The 17,148-nt window shown below is 71.6% G+C and carries 12 protein-coding genes; 10 read left to right on the top strand and 2 right to left on the bottom strand.

The genetic code is table 11. The annotated features are described in order from the left end of the window. The first annotated feature begins 84 nt into the window (after positions 1 to 84). The 5 genes from KBY19_RS27905 (at position 85) to KBY19_RS27885 (ending at position 6,096) form a co-directional block, all read left to right on the top strand. Positions 85 to 1,326 (top strand): spermidine/putrescine ABC transporter substrate-binding protein, encoded by a 1,242-nt coding sequence (locus KBY19_RS27905; RefSeq protein WP_099884648.1) that lies wholly within the window; start codon positions 85 to 87, stop codon positions 1,324 to 1,326. Between the two features lie 72 nt (positions 1,327 to 1,398). Beyond that, entirely contained in the window at positions 1,399 to 2,568 is a 1,170-nt protein-coding gene (locus KBY19_RS27900; RefSeq protein WP_210966952.1) for an ABC transporter ATP-binding protein, read from the top strand. Then, entirely contained in the window at positions 2,565 to 3,548 is a 984-nt protein-coding gene (locus tag KBY19_RS27895; RefSeq protein ID WP_099884650.1) for an ABC transporter permease, read from the top strand. The genes KBY19_RS27900 and KBY19_RS27895 overlap by 4 nt, the downstream gene beginning before the upstream one ends. 140 nt (positions 3,549 to 3,688) lie before the next feature. Then, a complete protein-coding gene (locus KBY19_RS27890) occupies positions 3,689 to 4,477 on the top strand; it encodes an ABC transporter permease (RefSeq protein WP_099886820.1) in 789 nt (262 codons plus the stop codon). 194 nt (positions 4,478 to 4,671) lie between these two features. Next, positions 4,672 to 6,096, top strand: a complete 1,425-nt coding sequence (locus tag KBY19_RS27885; protein WP_307843641.1) for an FAD-binding oxidoreductase — start codon at positions 4,672 to 4,674, stop codon at positions 6,094 to 6,096. Between the two features lie 37 nt (positions 6,097 to 6,133). Here KBY19_RS27885 and KBY19_RS27880 read toward each other — a convergent pair whose 3' ends face one another. Together KBY19_RS27880 and gabT are read right to left on the bottom strand one after the other, a co-directional pair. Continuing rightward, positions 6,134 to 6,706 (bottom strand): phosphatase PAP2 family protein, encoded by a 573-nt coding sequence (locus KBY19_RS27880; protein ID WP_210966951.1) that lies wholly within the window; start codon positions 6,704 to 6,706, stop codon positions 6,134 to 6,136. Between the two features lie 610 nt (positions 6,707 to 7,316). Then, the gene (gabT, locus tag KBY19_RS27875) at positions 7,317 to 8,675 is read right to left on the bottom strand and encodes a 4-aminobutyrate--2-oxoglutarate transaminase (protein WP_099884653.1); all 1,359 of its coding nucleotides are present in this window, start codon (positions 8,673 to 8,675) and stop codon (positions 7,317 to 7,319) included. A 406-nt stretch (positions 8,676 to 9,081) separates the two neighbouring features. Here gabT and KBY19_RS27870 point away from each other — a divergent pair, with 406 nt between their 5' ends. The 5 genes from KBY19_RS27870 (at position 9,082) to KBY19_RS27850 (ending at position 17,047) form a co-directional block, all read left to right on the top strand. Then, on the top strand, positions 9,082 to 11,364 hold the full coding sequence (locus tag KBY19_RS27870; RefSeq protein ID WP_210966950.1) for an ATP-binding protein: 2,283 nt from the start codon (positions 9,082 to 9,084) through the stop codon (positions 11,362 to 11,364). 73 nt (positions 11,365 to 11,437) lie between these two features. Continuing rightward, on the top strand, positions 11,438 to 13,531 hold the full coding sequence (locus KBY19_RS27865; protein ID WP_210966949.1) for a PucR family transcriptional regulator: 2,094 nt from the start codon (positions 11,438 to 11,440) through the stop codon (positions 13,529 to 13,531). 273 nt (positions 13,532 to 13,804) lie between these two features. After that, positions 13,805 to 15,259 (top strand): aldehyde dehydrogenase family protein, encoded by a 1,455-nt coding sequence (locus KBY19_RS27860; RefSeq protein WP_099884656.1) that lies wholly within the window; start codon positions 13,805 to 13,807, stop codon positions 15,257 to 15,259. 202 nt (positions 15,260 to 15,461) lie between these two features. Then, a complete protein-coding gene (locus tag KBY19_RS27855) occupies positions 15,462 to 16,052 on the top strand; it encodes a TetR/AcrR family transcriptional regulator (RefSeq protein ID WP_247691490.1) in 591 nt (196 codons plus the stop codon). A gap of 56 nt (positions 16,053 to 16,108) precedes the next feature. After that, entirely contained in the window at positions 16,109 to 17,047 is a 939-nt protein-coding gene (locus KBY19_RS27850; protein ID WP_210966954.1) for a phosphotriesterase, read from the top strand. The last annotated feature ends 101 nt before the right edge of the window (positions 17,048 to 17,148 follow it).

Genomic DNA, 17,148 nt, shown 5'->3' with positions numbered 1-17,148 from the left:
CCGCCGCTCCCTCCCCTCCCCGCATTTCGCACCCCCGTACCCCCCGCCCCCCTTCCCCGGTCTCCCTTCAGGAAGGCGCTCCCCATGGACCTGTACGAAGGACTGCCGGAGCCCGTCGCCAAGGCGTGGGAACGCGGTCTGACCAGTGGCCGCGCCGCGATGTCCCGGCGCAGACTGCTGCGAGCCGCCTCCCTCGCAGCGGCCGGTTCCACCCTCGCCGCCTGCGGAATCCCGCCCGCGGCGGGGAACAAGGACGGCAACGGCCCCGAGGACACCCCCGACCACTCCCGCGAGGAGAAGGTCCTCAACTTCGCCAACTGGCCGCTCTACATCGACGTCGACGAGAAGAACAAGAAGAAGCGCCCCACGCTCGACCGCTTCGAACGCGAGAGCGGCATCAAGGTCAAGTACGTCGAGGACATCAACGACAACAACGAGTTCTACGGCAAGATCAAGCCGCAGCTCGCCGCAGGTCAGGACACCGGCCGGGATCTGGTGTGCCTCTCCGACTGGATGGCGGGCCGCATCATCCGACAGGGCTGGGCACAGCGCCTCGACCCGGCCAACCTGCCGCACGCCGTCACCAACCTGGAGGACCGCTTCCGCGCCGCGGCCCACGACCCCGGGCGGCAGTACAGCTATCCATGGGCGGGCACCGCCTGCATCGTCGCGTACAACAAGAAGGCCACCAAGGGGAAAAAGGTCACCAGCGTCACGCAGTTGCTGGAGGACGAGTCCCTCAAGGGCCGGATATCCATGCTGACGGAGATGACCGACACCATCGGTCTGACCATGCTCGACATGGGCGTCGACTCCGAACACTTCTCGGCGGACGACTTCGACGCGGCCATCGCCCGCATCCAGAAGGCCGTCGACCGCAAACAGCTCCGCCGCTTCAGCGGCAACGACTACATGGACGAGCTCAACTCCGGTGACATCGCCGCCTGTCTGGCCTGGGCCGGTGACGTGGTGCAACTCCAGATGGACAACCCCGATGTGGAGTTCGCCGTCCCGGAACGCGGCTACCTCTTCGGCACGGACGACCTGCTCGTACCCGCCAAGGCCCGGCACCGCAGCAACGCCGAGGCGCTGATCGACTACTACTACCAGCCCAAGGAAGCCGCCGAGCTGGCCGCGTGGGTCAACTACATCTGCCCGGTCTCCGGCGCCCAGGCCGAGATGGAGAAGATCGACAAGGAGCTGGCCGAGGCCCCGTTGATCTTCCCCGACGCGCGGATGATCGCCAAGGGCAAGAACTTCCGGCCGATGAGCGCCAAGGAAGAAGCACGGTACGAGGAGAAGTTCTCCAAGCTCATCGGGGCCTGAACCGCCCGCGTCCCTGCCCGCCGGGCCTGCTCCCCTCCGCCGGGACCGGCCCCGCCTCCCCGAGGACCGGCCATGACCATCACTCTTTCCGGTACAGCCAAGACCTTCGGCGACTTCACCGCCGTCCATCCGCTCGACCTGACCATCCCCGAGGGCTCGTTCTTCGCGCTGCTGGGGGCCTCCGGCTGCGGCAAGACCACCACGCTGCGCATGATCGCGGGGCTGGAGGAGCCGACGTCCGGCAGCATCCTGCTCGGCGACGACGACATCACCCACCTCCCGCCCCACAAGCGCCCCGTCAACACGGTCTTCCAGAACTACGCGCTCTTCCCGCATCTGGACGTCACCGAGAACATCGCCTTCGGGCTGCGCCGCCGTGGAGTGAAGCCGGTGAAGAAACAGGTCGAGGAGATGCTCGACCTCGTCCAGCTGGGCGACATGGCCCGCCGCAAGCCGCGCCAGCTCTCCGGCGGTCAGCAGCAGCGCGTCGCCCTCGCCCGCGCACTGATCAACCGCCCCCAGGTCCTCCTCCTCGACGAACCGCTGGGCGCCCTCGACCTCAAGCTGCGCCGCCAGATGCAGCTGGAACTCAAGCGCATCCAGACGGAGGTCGGCATCACCTTCGTGCACGTCACCCACGACCAGGAAGAGGCCATGACCATGGCCGACAGCGTCGCCGTGATGTACGGCGGACGCGTCGTACAGCTCGGAGAGCCGGCCGAGCTGTACGAGAACCCCCGCTCCACCTTCGTCGCCAACTTCCTGGGCACCTCGAACCTCATCGAGGCGGAGGTGGACCCCCAAGGCGCCGACGAACCGGACGAGCTACGGGTCCACGTGGTGGGCGACGACGCCACCCTGCGGCTGCCGAGGGCCCGGTGCGCCGCCGAAGGCGTGGAGGCCGGCACGAAGGTGCTGGTCGGTGTGCGCCCGGAGAAGATCTCCCTGACCCGCACCGACGGCGCGGACTCCGCTTCGGGCGGCTCCGCGGACGGCCGGACAGACGTTCCGGAGGGCCGCAACCGGCTCATGGGACGGATCACGGACGCCAGCTACCTCGGCGTCTCCTGGCAGTACCTCGTCGAGACCCCGGCGTGCTCCGAACTCACCGTCTACGAGCAGAACGTCTCCCGCGACGACCGCCTCACGCCCGGCGCACAGGTCGTGGCGCACTGGCGGCCCGAGCACACCTTCGCGCTGGACGCGACCCAGGACGCGGCGGCCGGCGAGGAGGCCATATGACCGCCGTGGCACCGCTCTCGCCCTCCGGAGGGCCTCCCACCGGTGCGGCCGACGAGGCCGCGTCCGGTCCGGGCAAGGAGCCGGACGGCGCGGGTACCGGAACCGGCACCAGACGGTCGCGCCGGGGGCTGACCCCGTACTGGCTGCTGCTGCCCGCCGGGCTCTGGCTCGCGGTCTTCTTCGTCGCCCCGCTCTTCTACCAGGCGTCCACCTCCGTGCAGAGCGGCTCACTGGAGGAAGGCTTCCGCGTCACCTGGCAGTTCTCGAACTACACCGACGCGCTGGGGACCTACGGGGAGCACTTCGTCCGTTCGTTCGGCTACGCGGCCGTCGCCACGGGGCTGTGCCTGCTCATCGGCTACCCGCTCGCCTACATGATCGCCCTGCGTGCCGGCCGATGGCGCAATCTGCTCCTGGTGCTGGTGATCGCGCCGTTCTTCACCAGCTTCCTCATCCGCACCCTGGCCTGGAAGACGATCCTCTCGGACGGCGGCCCGGTCGTCGGCGTCCTCGGCTCCCTGCACGTCCTCGATGTGACCAGCTGGCTGGGGCTGACCGCGGACGACCGCGTACTGGCCACGCCGCTCGCGGTGGTCTGCGGGCTGACCTACAACTTCCTGCCCTTCATGATCCTGCCGCTCTACAGCTCCCTGGAGCGGATCGACACCTCGCTGCTCGAGGCGGCCCGCGACCTGTACGCCAAGCCCGCGACCACCTTCCGCAAGGTGACCTTCCCGCTCTCGCTGCCCGGTGTGGTGGCCGGCACGCTGCTCACCTTCATCCCGGCGTCCGGCGACTACATCAACGCCCAGCTGCTGGGCTCCCCCAACGAGCAGATGGTCGGCAACGCCATCCAGAAGCAGTTCCTCAACGTCCTCGACTACCCGACGGCTGCGGCGATGTCCTTCATCCTGATGGCGCTCATCCTGATCATGGTCAGCGTCTATATGCGCAAGGCCGGAACGGAGGAGCTCGTCTGATGTCCACCACCGTTCGCGTCTCCCCCCGCTCCGATTCCGCCGGCTCCGGGTCTGCCCCCGGTTCCGGGGCCGGGTCCGGCTCCTCCGACTCCGGCTCTGGGTCCGGGTCCGGGGCACGCTCCCGGCCGTCGCCCGCGCCGGTGCGCTGGCTGCGCAGAAATGCCGTCGTCCTGGTGGGGTGCGCCGCCCTGGCCTATCTGCTGGTACCCAATCTGGTCGTACTGGCGTTCTCCTTCAACAAGCCCGCCGGTCGCTTCAACTACGCGTGGCGCACCTTCTCGACCGACGCCTGGACCGACCCGTGCGGCGTCGCCAACCTGTGCGGCTCGCTGGGGCTCAGCCTGCGGATCGCGGTGCTGGCCACGCTCATCGCGACCGCGTTCGGTACCTTCGCGGCCTTCGCGCTGGCCCGCTACCGCTTCCGCGGCAAGAGCACCACCAACGCGCTGATCTTCCTCCCGATGGCCATGCCCGAGGTGGTGATGGGCGCCTCGCTCGGCACCCTTTTCCTCAACACGCGTGTGCAGTTCGGGTTCGTGACCATCCTGATCGCGCACGTCATGTTCTGCCTGAGCTTTGTCGTGGTCGCCGTCAAGGCGCGCGTGATGAGCATGGACCCCCGCCTCGAAGAGGCCGCTCGCGATCTGTACGCGGGGCCCTTCCAGACGTTCTGGCGCGTCACACTGCCGCTCGCCGCCCCCGGAATAGCCGCCGGCGCCATGCTCAGCTTCGCCCTGTCGTTCGACGACTTCATCATCACCCAGTTCAACGCCGGCCCCTCGACGGTGACCTTCCCCATGTTCGTCTGGGGTGCGGCGCAGCGCGGGGTTCCGGTGCAGGTCAACGTGATCGGCTCGGCCATGTTCGTACTGGCGCTCGCCATCGTGCTGGGAGGGCAGATCACGGCCAACCGCCGCAAGAAGTCGTGACCGCGCCACCGCGCCACCTCGGCGGGAAGCCGGGACACCGGGAGGTCCGGAAGCCCGGGGCGGGCACAGGGAGAAACCGCGCGGGAACCGACCGGACGTGACCACGAACCACCAACGACCACGAACCACGAAGGCGACAAGGACCGGCCGATGACCATGAGTACCGTCGTGAGTGCAACGAGGAGCCGATAACCGTGAGCGATGCCGTGGCCTCCCAAGCTGCCCTCCGCTCCCTCGCCGACGCCCGGCCCACCCCCTTCTGGCTGGACGACCCCGACCACCGCCCCGCCCCCCGCCCGGCACTCGTCGGCGACGAACACTGCGACCTGCTGGTCGTCGGGGGCGGCTACAGCGGACTGTGGACCGCGCTGCTCGCCAAGGAGCGCGACCCCGGGCGCGACGTCGTGCTCGTCGAGAGCGAGGAGATCGGCTGGGCCGCCTCCGGGCGCAACGGCGGCTTCTGCGCGGCCTCCCTCACCCACGGTTTCGGCAACGGCCTCGCCCGCTGGCCCGACGAACTCGCCGAACTGGAGCGGCTGGGGAGGCGCAACCTGGACGCCATCGAGGAAGCTGTCGAACGCTACTGCATCGACTGTGACTTCGAACGCACCGGCGAGATCGCCGTGGCCACCGAACCCCACCACGTGGCCGAACTGGAGGAGTGGGAGCAGCAGGCGCACGCCCTCGGAGTGGGGGAGGGGCTGACCCTGCTGGACCGCGACGCGGTACGCGCCGAGGCCGACTCCCCGACCTTCCTGGCCGGACTCTGGGACCGTACGGGCGTGGCCATGGTCAACCCCGCACGCCTTGCCTGGGGCCTGAAGCGGGCCTGCGAACAGGCCGGTGTCCGCGTCTACGAGCACACCCCGGCCACCCGGCTGGGCGCCCGCGACGCCGAGGTCGCCGTCGCCACCCCGTACGGCCGCGTCCACGCCCGGCACATCGCGCTCGGCACCAACGCCTTCCCCTCACTGCTGCGCCGGGTGCGACCGTACGTCGTCCCCGTCTACGACTACGCGCTGATGACCGAGCCCCTCAGCGACGAGCAGCGGGCCGCGATCGGCTGGCACAACCGCCAAGGCCTCAGCGACAACGCCAACCACTTCCACTACTTCCGCATCACCACGGACAACCGCATCCTGTGGGGCGGCTACGACGTCCTCTACCACTACGGCAGCCGCATCTCCCGCGACTACCACCAGCGCCCCGAGACCTTCGCCAAGCTCGCCCAGCACTTCTTCCGCTGCTTCCCGCAGCTCGAAGGCCTCCGCTTCACCCACACCTGGGGCGGCGCCATCGACACCTGCTCCCGTTTCTCCCCCTTCTTCGGCACCGCCATGGACGGCCGCGTCAGCTACGCGGCAGGCTTCACCGGGCTCGGCGTCGGCGCGACCCGCTTCGGCGCCGCGGTGATGCTCGACCTGCTCGCGGGCGAACGGACGGAGCGCACCGCGCTGACGATGGTGCGCAAGAAGCCGCTCCCGTTCCCCCCGGAGCCGGTGCGCTGGGCCGGAATCGGCCTCACCCAGTGGTCGCTGGCCCGCTCCGACGCCCAGGCAGGACGGCGCAATCTGTGGCTGAAGACGATGGACAAGGTCGGCCTGGGCTTCGACAGCTGACCACCACGGCCGTCCGCCCGGCAGGCAGCCGTGATGGTCAGCTGGACAGTCGCCCGGGTCCCCGACGGGAGGCGGCGAAGGCCGCGCACAGCAGCAGCACGCTCAGACACCAGCCGGCCACCACATCCAGTGGCCAGTGGTAGCCCCGCCACACCAGCCCGAGCCCGTTGCCGAGGACGAGCACGGCAACCACCGCGTACGCGGAAGAGCGGGCGGCACGGGAGAGCCCGCAGTGGACGAGGAGCAGCGCGGCGCCGAGGGTCACTGCCGTGGTGGTCGCATGCCCGGAGGGGTAGAAGCCCCCGCCGCCCAGCGGGCCGGTGCGGTCCGTCCATGCCTTCACAGCTGAGACGAGCGGCGCCAGCAGCCCTGTCGCCAGCGCATAGCACAGCACCGGCCACCAGGTGCGGCCCCGAGAGCGCAACAGGGACAGCGCCATCGCCACAGCGAGCAGCGGCAGGGCCACCTCCAAGTTGCCCACGTCCGCCAGCGCCTCGGCCAAGGCCCGTGGCGGAGCCACGTCGTGCAGGGCAACGCCCAGGTCCTCGTCCAGGTCGACCAGTGCTCCTCGAACGAGAACCTGCCAGGTGCCGAGGATCAGGACGAGCACGCAGAGACAGCAGACCGACGACAGCACCGGCCGGGTGCGCGGCGGACGGGGCGTGGGCGCGGACGTGGCCGGCCGCCCGGGAACCGGGGGGACAGTTCCAGGGCGGCCGTGTCGACCGGGTTCCCGCCGGTCCCGGGGGGTGTGGGACAAGCGGCTATCCGATCGGTGAGGAACGTGCGCGAGGGCACGACCGGGCCCGCCTTGGGGAAAGACCGGCTCGGGCCGGGATGCTGGAGGTGGCCCTCCGCGCCTCCCGGCGACTCAAGAAACCGTACGGCAGGACAGCAGGACCCGACAGGCACATTACGTACCGAACATCGCCCCCGCACACATTCTTCACCGGTACCCGCTCCTTCGCTGGTCACCGCCCACTTCGGCCCGCGATCAAGTGGCGTGCGCGCCCCTGCCGTGGCCCCACGCTACAGGCCACGGGGACAGGGGAGAGGGGCGGTCGAAGTGGCGCTCGGGGGCGCCGGAAACGCGAAAGTGCGGGCAGCGGAAACGCGAAAGTGCGGGCGCCGGAACGCCCGCACTTCGGGGTGACATGGACCTCGCGGGGGGCCCACCCCCCGCGAGGCTCCAAGGCTCTACAAGGGCCGCGAGAGGGCCATCACAGGCCCGTGACGGCCTCTTCCAGGACGTCGAGGCCCTCGTTGAGCAGGTCCTCACCGATGACCAGCGGCGGCAGGAAGCGCACCACGTTGCCGTAGGTGCCGGTCGTCAGCACGAGCAGGCCCTGCTGGTGGCAGGCCTTGGCGAGTGCCGCGGTGGCCTCCGGGTTGGGCTCCTTGCCGCCCGGCTTCACGAGCTCGATGGCGAGCATGGCGCCCCGGCCGCGGACGTCACCGATGATGTCGGACTTCTCCGCCAGCTTCTCCAGCCGCGGCTTCATGACCTCCTCGATGCGGCGCGCCTTGGCGGGCAGATCGAACTCGCGCATCGTCTCGATGGAGCCGAGCGCCGCGGCGCAGGCCACCGGGTTGCCGCCGTAGGTGCCGCCCAGGCCGCCGCTGTGCGCGGAGTCCATGATGTCGGCCCGGCCGGTGACGGCGGCGAGCGGCATACCGCCCGCGATGCCCTTCGCGGTGGTGATCAGGTCAGGGACCAGGCCCTCGTCCTCGCAGGCGAACCACTGGCCCGTGCGGCAGAAGCCGGACTGGATCTCGTCGGCGACGAAGACGATCCCGTTGTCCCGCGCGAACTGCTGGATCCGCGGCAGGAAGCCCTTGGCCGGGACGATGAAACCGCCCTCGCCCAGCACCGGTTCGATGATGATCGCCGCGACGTTGTCCGGGCCGATCTGCTTGGTGATCTGGTCGATGGCCTGGGCCGCGGCCTCCTCGGCGCAGTTCTCCGGGCCGGTCAGCCAGCGGTAGGGGTAGGCGACCGGGACGCGGTACACCTCCGGCGCGAACGGGCCGAAGCTGTGCTTGTACGGCATGTTCTTGGAGGTGAGCGCCATCGTCAGGTTGGTGCGCCCGTGGTAGCCGTGGTCGAAGACCACCACGGCCTGACGGCCGGTGTGCGCGCGGGCGATCTTGACGGCGTTCTCCACCGCCTCGGCACCCGAGTTGAACAGCGCGCTCTTCTTCTCGTGGTCGCCCGGCGTGACCTTGGCCAGCTCCTCACAGACCTGCACGTACGGCTCGTAGGGGACGACCATCGCACACGTGTGGGTGAAGTCGTTGAGCTGCTCCGTCGCCCGGCGTACCACCGCCTCCGCGCTGTTGCCGACGGAGGTCACGGCGATGCCGGAGCCGAAGTCGATGAACGAGTTGCCGTCCACGTCCTCCAGGACGCCGCCGCCCGCCCGCCGCGCGAAGACCGGCAGCACCGTCCCGATGCCGTTGGCCACCGACGCCTGCTTGCGGGCCATCAGCTCCTGCGACTTGGGCCCGGGGACGGCGGTGACGACACGCCGCTCCTGGGGGAGGGAAGGCCCTCCGGACAGTTCCGTCTTTCCGGTCATAGCGCACTCCTCGGGAGGAACGGGGGTCTGGCACTTCGCAGGCTAGGGGCACGCGCACGGCCGACACATGCACCGCTCCGGAGAACTACGCCCCGCATGTTGGCCACCACGGACATACACCCACCGCCCACCCTCGACCCCGCCTACCTTCCGCCCCCTGTCGCACAATCGCGGCTTCATACGCCTCCCGCCGGCCCTTCGAGCCCGGGGGCGCTCGCCTCCCTCTGTCCTTCGGGGGCGGGCCGGGCGGTCTCTTCGGGTGCCTGCGGCGTCTGCTGTGCGGGCTGTCTCGTAGTGCGGGACGCGGCCATGGACCAACTGACGTGGTCGGCCGCTAGATTGGGTGCAGGAGGGCGTCGGCCCGCGAGGGTCGGCGCGTCGGGGCGTCAGGGAGCTGAGGCAGCACATGGACATGGGGCTTCCCCACCGGAAGCAGGGCACAGGCAGCACGCACCACACTGCCCCCGCCCCCACCAGCCACCCCCCGACGCCGCACCCTCCCTCCGCGCCGTCCACCCCGTTGCCCCCGCCGCCCACCGCACCGCCCGGCGGCAGCGGCGGCATTCCTGCCCCGCGCGGCATGGAGGCCGGACCGGCGGGGCCGCCGCCCATGCCGCCGAGCGCCCCGCAGGCCGGACCCCCGCTGGCCGACTGGCTGCGGCTGCCCCGCCCGGAGGCGGCCCCCGGCATCTGGCGCTGCGGCTACGAACAGCGCCCCCCGGAAGACCCCGAACGCACCCCGGCCCGCCAACTTGTCAGCGGTGCCCTGATCTCGTTCTTGATGGGCTGGCTGCTGTGGTCGCTGCTGGAGAATGGCTATCTAGGCGACTATTGGCTGTGGCCGTTGCTGGCATTGACCCCTGGCTCTTGGAGGGAGCCGGGGGGAAACACCATGCTTTTCGTGGTCGCTTCATGGATCTATGGCGGCGGAGTCTTCATCGGCCTCGCCATCTTCTTCGGCCGCATCGGTCGCTGGGACGAGCTCGCGCGGCGGGTCTGGGCGCGGGTGAAGGGGGGTCGGGGGCCGCAGTCGGGTGGGTTCGTGCCGGACGAGATGGCCGCGGGGCCGCAGCAGGCGCCCGTCCCCCCGCCCCACCTCGACCCCGTCCAGTGGCCCGAGCTGCGTGCCGGGGGTGCGGGGGAGGCGGCCGAGCGGTTGGCGCAGGAGTTGCTGGCGGGGCGGATGACGGACGTCGACCATGCCCGTATCGACCGGGCGTGGCAGGCGGTGCGGGCCCGGCCGCAGCGGCTGGAGGCGTTCGTTGAGAACGTGCTCGCGCAGGGGGCGGCGGCGTGCGGGCACCCGTCGGGTGCCCGGGACCTGCCGGTGCGTGCCGCGCGGCACGATCTGCCGCTGCGCCAGGTCCGTATCGGCAGGGCGGCCGACTCCGAGCGCAATCCGCACGAGTACCGGGGCGCGGGTATCGCGCTGGACCCCTCGCTGCTGGGTACGTCCGCGCTGGCGGTCGGCCCGCCGGGTACGGGCAAGACGAGCAAGCTGGCCCGCCCGGTGGTGGAGTCGTTGTGTCTGCAGGCGCTGGCCGGTCAGACAGCCGTGATCGCGGTGAGCCCGGCGGGCTCGCACTTCGTGCCCGACGACTCGTTCGATCTCGTCATCCGGCTCGGGCACCCGGGTTCCAGTCATGATCTCGACCTTTACGGCGGTACGGCAGATCCGGACGAGGCGGCCGGGATGCTGGCCGAGGCGCTGGTGGGGGATCTGGTGGCCGCCCTGCCGGGCGGCGACAGCCGGCGCGCGGCGACGTCGCTGGCCCAGCTCATCGGGCCGTTCGCCGCGGTGCACGGCCGGTTCCCCGCCGTTCCGGAGCTGCGCGAGCTGCTGGACGGTGCTCCGGGCGCCCTCCATGCGCTGCGGGAGGCGGTGCGCACCGAAGGGCGGCAGGCCCAGCTGCGCGAGCTGGACGCTTTCGCGCGGCAGTCCGGGCGGGCGGGCGACGTGGCCGCGCTGCTGGCGGACCGCATCGCGCTGCTGGACAGGCCCGCCTTCGCGGATTTCTTCCTGCCCGAGGGAAGCCCCAGCGCGGAGGGGCGGCGCCCGTTCTCGCTGCGGGCGCTGGAGCATCCACTGCGGGTCCGTATCGATCTTCCGGAGCGGGGGCACGCGGAGGCGTCGCGCATCCTGGCCCGGCTGATCCTGGCGCAGTTCACCGAGTGCGCGGTGGCGCGCGGCGATCAGTCGCTGTTCGCCTGCCTCGTGCTGGACGACGCGGCTCAGACGGTCACCCCGCAGGCGTTGCGCGGCCTTCAGCGGCTGCGTTCGGTGCATGCGGGTGTCCTGCTGACGCTGCGGGCGCTGGACGACGTGCCCGAGCCGCTGCGCGGTCCGCTGCTGGGTGCCGTCGGGTGCCGGATGGTGTGCGCCGGGGTCACGCCGTGGGACGCCGAGCGGTTCGCCGAGGTGTGGGGGACCGAGTGGGTGCAGACCCGTACGGTCACCAATCGCCAGCTGGTCTCGGACGAGCCCGTCACCCGGGTGCTGCACGCGGTGCGGCGGCTGGCGACGGGCAAGCATGTGACGGCCGAGTCGGTGACCGTGCGCAGCGAGCAGCGGGAGCGCTGGTCGGCCTCCGACCTGGCCAACGAGCTGCAGCCGGAGCACGCGGTGCTCTCGGTCACCACGGTCCGGGGGGAACGTACGCCGCCGATCCTGACAAAGCTGGGGGAGTGACCCCGGGCCCCGAACGAGTGCCACATATGTAAGGGACCGAATACGGGCCGACGGCTGTACGGTGAAGTGCGTTATGCCACCGACTCTTGCCACGCTCGTCCAGAACTCCGCGCTCCGCCTCTCCGTGCTCGCGGGGCACGATCGGCTGGATTCCGCCGTGCGGTGGGCGCACGCGAGTGAGCTCGCCGACCCGACGCCGTACATGGACGGCGGGGAGCTGATCCTCTTCACGGGGCTCAAGCTGGACGCGGCCGACCTCGAGACGATGCACGCCTACGTGGAGAAGCTGGTCAGCAAGGGCGTGGTGGGGCTCGGCTTCGCTGCGGGCGTCAACTACGAGGGGGTGCCGAAGGCTCTCGTCGACGCCTGCCGGGGCGCGCACCTTCCGCTGCTGGAGGTGCCCAGACGCACCCCCTTCATCGCGATCAGCAAGGCGGTCTCGGCGGACATCGCAGCCGAGCAGTACCGCGCGGTGACCGCAGGGTTCGACGCGCAGCGCGAGATGACGCGCGCCGCGCTCTCCCGGGAGGGGCCCTCGGCGCTGTTGGCCAGGCTGGCCTCGCAGGTCGACGGCTGGGCCGCGCTCTACGACGCCTCCGGGTCGGTCGTCGCCACGGCTCCGGCGTGGGCGGTGCGCCGGGCGGCCCGATTCGTCGGGGACGCCGAGCGGCTGCGGGACCGGCCCACGCCGGCCAGCGCGGTGGTCAGCGAGGCGGACAGCGGGGACGATCGCGTCGAGCTCCAGTCGATCGGCAGCGGCAGACGCGCCAAGGCGGTGCTGGCCGTCGGTACGGCGGCGCCGCTCGGCACGGCGGAGCGGTACGCCGTGAACTCGGCCATAGCCTTGCTGACCCTCACCATGGAGCGTTCGCGTGCGCTGCAGGAGGCCGAGCAGCGGCTGGGGGCGGCCGTGCTCAAGATGCTGCTCGTCGGCGAGGGCGAGCACGCGCGGGCTGTGGCGGGGCAGCTCTACGGCGGACTGCTGGACGCTCCGATGCGGGTGATCGTCGCCGAGCCGGCGTCGGCCGCGGCGGCGCGTTTCGCGCAGGAGTCCATCGCGGCGGCACACACGTCGCAGATGACGGGGTCCGCCGCGGCGCCGTCGGTGCCCACAGCGTCCGCGGCGCGTCCGTCGTCGCAGATGCCCAGCGGTTATCTGGCGCGGGCGGGGGAGCCGTGCGGGCTGTCCGACCTGGCCGCCGCGACCGGCACGTCGGCGACCGCTTCCACCACGGCCGATACGGCGCGGTCCGCCGTCCCCAAGCCGACCGGGAAGCCACCCGGGAGGCCGTCCGCCAAGCCGTCCGCCACGAAAGCGGGAACGGACCCGAAAGCCGGAACCGGCGCGGGAGCCGGTACCGGCCAGGCCGGCGGGGTCAGATCCGCCGTGCAGGCGTCGGCCGCCGTCGGCCGGGACGGTGCGGCTGCCCCGGCGGTGTCCTCCCCCTCCGCCCCGACCGGGACCTCGGTGGCCTCCGGTGTCGTGGTCGGCGCGGGCGGCGGCGGTCCGCAGGCCGAGGCGTCCGACTCGGGGCGGCTGAGCCGTATCGTCTGGCCGCTGGAGGAGCTGGCCGATGCGGTCGAGACGGCTGCCGCACGCAACGGGGAGGCGGTGCTCGTGGTGCCCGACGGCGCCCGCCTGGTGGTGCTGGCCTCGGACGGCGGCGCCGCGGCGGCCGCGTGCGCGGAGTTCGCCGCGACGGCGTCCGCCGCGCAACCCGGGGGGCGTCCCGGCGGGGGCGGTGACGAGGGGCTGGCGATCGGTGTCTCCGCACCTGTGGGGCTGTCCGCCGCCGCTGTCGCCTTCAAACAGGCCGACCAGGCGCTGTCCGTCGCCAGACGGCGTGGTGTGGCCCTCGTGGAGCACGAGGACGTCGCCGCCGGGTCGGTGCTGCCGCTGCTGGCCGACGACGCCGTCCGCGCCTTCGCCGACGGGTTGCTGCGCGCGCTGCGCGAGCACGACGCCAACGGCAGGGGCGATCTGGTGGTCTCGCTGCGCGCCTGGCTGTCGCGGCACGGCCAGTGGGACGCCGCTGCAGCCGAACTCGGAGTGCACCGTCACACGCTGCGCTATCGCATGCGCCGGGTGGAGGAGATCCTGGGCCGCTCTCTCGACGATCCGGACGTGCGCATGGAGCTCTGGCTGGCGCTGAAGGCAACCGGCTGAGGCCAGAAGCTGGCGCTGGGGCTGCCGCAGGGCAGCGGTAGCCGCAGCACCGAGACGCGGTGACGGACGCCGGTACGCTCCGGGGCCCCTGTGCGGCAGCCTCGGCGCAGGCATCCCACATGTCTCCGGCCGTACGGGGACAAGCCGCACCGCGACAATCCGTAGCACCGCGCCGCGCAACTGCTCCATCCCGGCGAAGAAGCGGGCGGGCTCCGACGCCCTACCGTGGAGCTCGAACCGAGCCACTCTCCCGCATCCGGAAGGCGATCCGCAGTGACGACAGCGACTTCTCCTCACGCATTCTGGCTCGCCGGCCGCAAGGCCACCGGCGACAGCACGCTCGATGTCACCTCGCCCTGGGACGGCAGGAACGTCGGCACCGTCAGCATCCCCACGCCCGAGCAGGTGGAGGAGGCCGTGGCCGCTGCCGCTGCGGTCGCCGACGAGTTCTCCGCCACCCCGGCGCACGTCCGCGCGGCGGCGCTCGACCACATCACACGCCGCCTCGTGGAGCGCACGGACGAGATCGCGCAGCTGATCTCGGCGGAGAACGGCAAGCCCATGAAGTGGGCGCGCGGTGAGGTCGGCCGCTGCATCTCCGTCTTCCGCTGGGCGGCGGAGGAGGCCCGCCGCTTCAACGGGGGCGAGGCCCAGCGCCTCGACTCGGACGCGGGCGGTACGGGCAGGCTCGCCTTCACCCGCCGCTTCCCCTACGGCCCGGTCCTGGGCATCGCGCCGTTCAACTTCCCCCTCAACCTGTGTGCCCACAAGGTCGCCCCGGCGCTCGCGGTCGGTACGCCGATCATTCTCAAGCCCGCGCCCGCCACCCCGCTGTCCGGGCTGATCCTGGGCGAGCTGCTGGCGGAGACGGAGCTGCCGGCGGGCTCCTGGTCGGTGCTGCCGGTGCCGAACGACCAGATGCCGGGCCTGGTGCAGGACGAGCGGCTGCCGATCATCTCCTTCACGGGATCGGCGCCGGTCGGCTGGTCCATCCTGGACTCCGCGCCGCGCAAGCGCGTCACCCTGGAGCTGGGCGGCAACGGCGCGGCTGTCGTGCTGGGCGACTACTCCTCCGAGGCGGATCTGGACTGGGCCGCGCAGCGGATCGCCACCTTCTCCAACTACCAGGCGGGCCAGTCCTGCATCTCGGTGCAGCGGGTCGTCGCGGACGCCTCGGTCTACGACCGCCTGGTGCCCAAGGTGGTGGCGGCTGTCGAGGCGCTCAACACCGGTGACCCCTCGGACGAGTCCACCGACGTCGGTCCACTGGTGAGCGAGGACGCCGCGCGCCGGGTCGAGTCCTGGATCGGCGAGGCCGTCTCCGCCGGGGCCAAGGTGCTCACGGGCGGCAAGCGGGACGGTGCGACGGTGGAGCCGACGGTGCTGGAGAACGTGCCCGCCGACACCCAGATCGGCTGCGAGGAGGTCTTCGGCCCGGTCATGTCGTTCGTGAAGGTGAACGGCGAGCAGGAGGCGTTCGCGGCCGTCAACGACTCCAAGTACGGCCTGCAGGCCGGGCTGTTCACCCACGATGTGCAGGCCGCCTTCCGTGCGCACCGTGCGCTGGAGGTCGGCGGTGTCGTCGTCGGCGACGTACCGTCCTACCGTGCCGACCAGATGCCGTACGGCGGCGTCAAGGACTCCGGTGTGGGCCGCGAGGGTGTGCGGTTCGCGATGGAGGACTACACCTACGAGCGCGTCATGGTGCTCACCGGCCTCGCGCTCTGAGCCCGGGGGAGGCCGGCCGGCTGTCCGCAGCCCCGGCCTCCCCCTCTCCAGCCCTTCCCCAGCCCGCTCCTTCCCCCGGGCGCACTGCTGCCGGGTGTCTCGCACAGCACTGCTGTCGGGGCGCCCGGCAGTGGTGTTCCGGTGGCCGGACCGGACTGTCCACTCCTGGAACTCCGTACCTACTAGTATGTACAGTGTGCTCATGAGTGGGACCGACACGGCCGGGAGACTGATCGAGGCCACCCAGGAGCTCCTGTGGGAGCGCGGTTACGTGGGGACGAGCCCCCGCGCCATCCAGCAGCGGGCGGGCGCCGGTCAGGGCAGCATGTACCACCACTTCGGCGGAAAGCCCGACCTGGCGCGCGCCGCGGTGCGCAAGAGCGCGGAGGAGATGCGCGCGGCGGCCGACGCGGATCTCTCCCGCGAGGGGAGCGTCCGGCAGCGCGTACGCGCCTATCTGAGCCGGGAGTGCTCGGTGCTGCGCGGCTGCCGGATCGGCGGGCTCGCCCAGGACCCGGACGTGGTCGTGGACCCCGGGCTCCGCGCCCCGCTGCAGGAGACCTTCGACTGGCTGCGGTCCCGTCTGGCGGAGGTGCTCGAAGAGGGGAAGAGCGGTGGCGAGTTCGGAGCGGCCTTCGACCCGGCCGGTACGGCCGCCACCGTCGTCGCCGTCGTCCAGGGCGGCTATGTGCTCGCCCGCTCGGCCGGGGATCCGGGGCCGTTCCACGAAGCGGTGGACGGCCTGCTGCGGCTCCTGGACGCCCACGCCGCCAAACCGGGCTCTTCCGCGTGACGCGTGACGGGGGCGCAGCGACAGGGGCCTCTCATCAGGGCACTCGGGGCACTCGCATATCCACGCCCTCACCGGCTGCCCCGGCGACCCGGGGCGCTGCTGTCCGTACCGTCGAAGGCGACCTGCCCGGCTCGGAGCTGGGCGTCTGCGACGCCCACGACCACCTGTTCCTGCGCAGCCCCCGGTTGCCCGGTCAGGAGCTGTCCGACGCCGAAGCCGCCGAGCAGCAGTTGCGCGCGTTCGCCGGACACGGGGGGAGCAGCCTTGTGCAGTGGACGCCCTACGGGATGGGGCGGCGCTCCGGCGCGCTGGTGGAGCTCGCCAGGCGCACCGGAGTACGGCTCGTCGCCGCCACAGGGCTGCACCAGGCTCAGCACTACACCGAGGAGCTGCCGTCCGATCCGGCGGAGTTGTTCGTGGAGGAGCTGACGCGCGGTGTGCGCGGTGGTGTCTGCGGCGAACCACCGCGTGCCGGACTGATCAAGGTCGCGGGAGACTTCCACGGGCTCGGCCCGTACGCGCGGCGGACGATGGCTGCCGCAGCCGAGGCGCACCACGCGACCGGTGCGCCGATCGCGGTACACCTCGAACTGGGCACCGGGGCGGCGGACGCAGTGGAGCTCTTGTGCGAGCAGTGGGAGGTGCCGCCCTCCAGCGTGCTGCTGGGGCATCTGGGGCGGTGCCCGGATGCGCGGATGCAGTGCGAGGCCGCACGGTCCGGTGCGTGGCTGGTCTTCGACGGTCCCTCGCGCACTCATCACGCCACGGACTGGCGCCTGTTCGACAGTCTGAGCCGGCTGCTGGAGCAGGGCTACGGCGACCGCCTGCTGCTGGGCGGCGACACGGTCACCGCGACGGCCCGCGCGGAGACGGGGGCGCCGTACATCACGCGCGTACTGCGGCCGCGGGTCGCCCGAGAGCTGGGCGAGGCGGTGGCGCGGCAGCTCTTCGTGGACAACCCGGCCCGCGCTTTCGCCGTCCACTGGAAGAGCTGACAGGGGACAGGTCGGTGGGCAGCACACACGGATGCGGACGAGTGATCCCTAGCCGGCCTGGAAGTCGGCATGAGGGGCCAGCAGAGCAGGACCGAGCGGTA

The organism is Streptomyces sp. B15, from assembly GCF_018070605.1.
GTDB lineage: Bacteria > Actinomycetota > Actinomycetes > Streptomycetales > Streptomycetaceae > Streptomyces > Streptomyces smyrnaeus.
The sequence above is the reverse complement of the archived record's forward strand: the minus strand, read 5'-3'. Positions and strand labels throughout refer to the sequence as shown.

What these genes read in the sequence shown, in the direction of transcription:
- KBY19_RS27905 (WP_099884648.1), top strand. Translation starts at nt 85, where the DNA reads ATGGACCTGTACGAAGGACTGCCGGAGCCCGTCGCCAAGGCGTGGGAA.
- KBY19_RS27900 (WP_210966952.1), top strand. Translation starts at nt 1,399, where the DNA reads ATGACCATCACTCTTTCCGGTACAGCCAAGACCTTCGGCGACTTCACC.
- KBY19_RS27895 (WP_099884650.1), top strand. Translation starts at nt 2,565, where the DNA reads ATGACCGCCGTGGCACCGCTCTCGCCCTCCGGAGGGCCTCCCACCGGT.
- gabT (WP_099884653.1), bottom strand. Translation starts at nt 8,675, where the DNA reads ATGACCGGAAAGACGGAACTGTCCGGAGGGCCTTCCCTCCCCCAGGAG.
- KBY19_RS27870 (WP_210966950.1), top strand. Translation starts at nt 9,082, where the DNA reads ATGGACATGGGGCTTCCCCACCGGAAGCAGGGCACAGGCAGCACGCAC.
- KBY19_RS27865 (WP_210966949.1), top strand. Translation starts at nt 11,438, where the DNA reads ATGCCACCGACTCTTGCCACGCTCGTCCAGAACTCCGCGCTCCGCCTC.
- KBY19_RS27855 (WP_247691490.1), top strand. Translation starts at nt 15,462, where the DNA reads ATGAGTGGGACCGACACGGCCGGGAGACTGATCGAGGCCACCCAGGAG.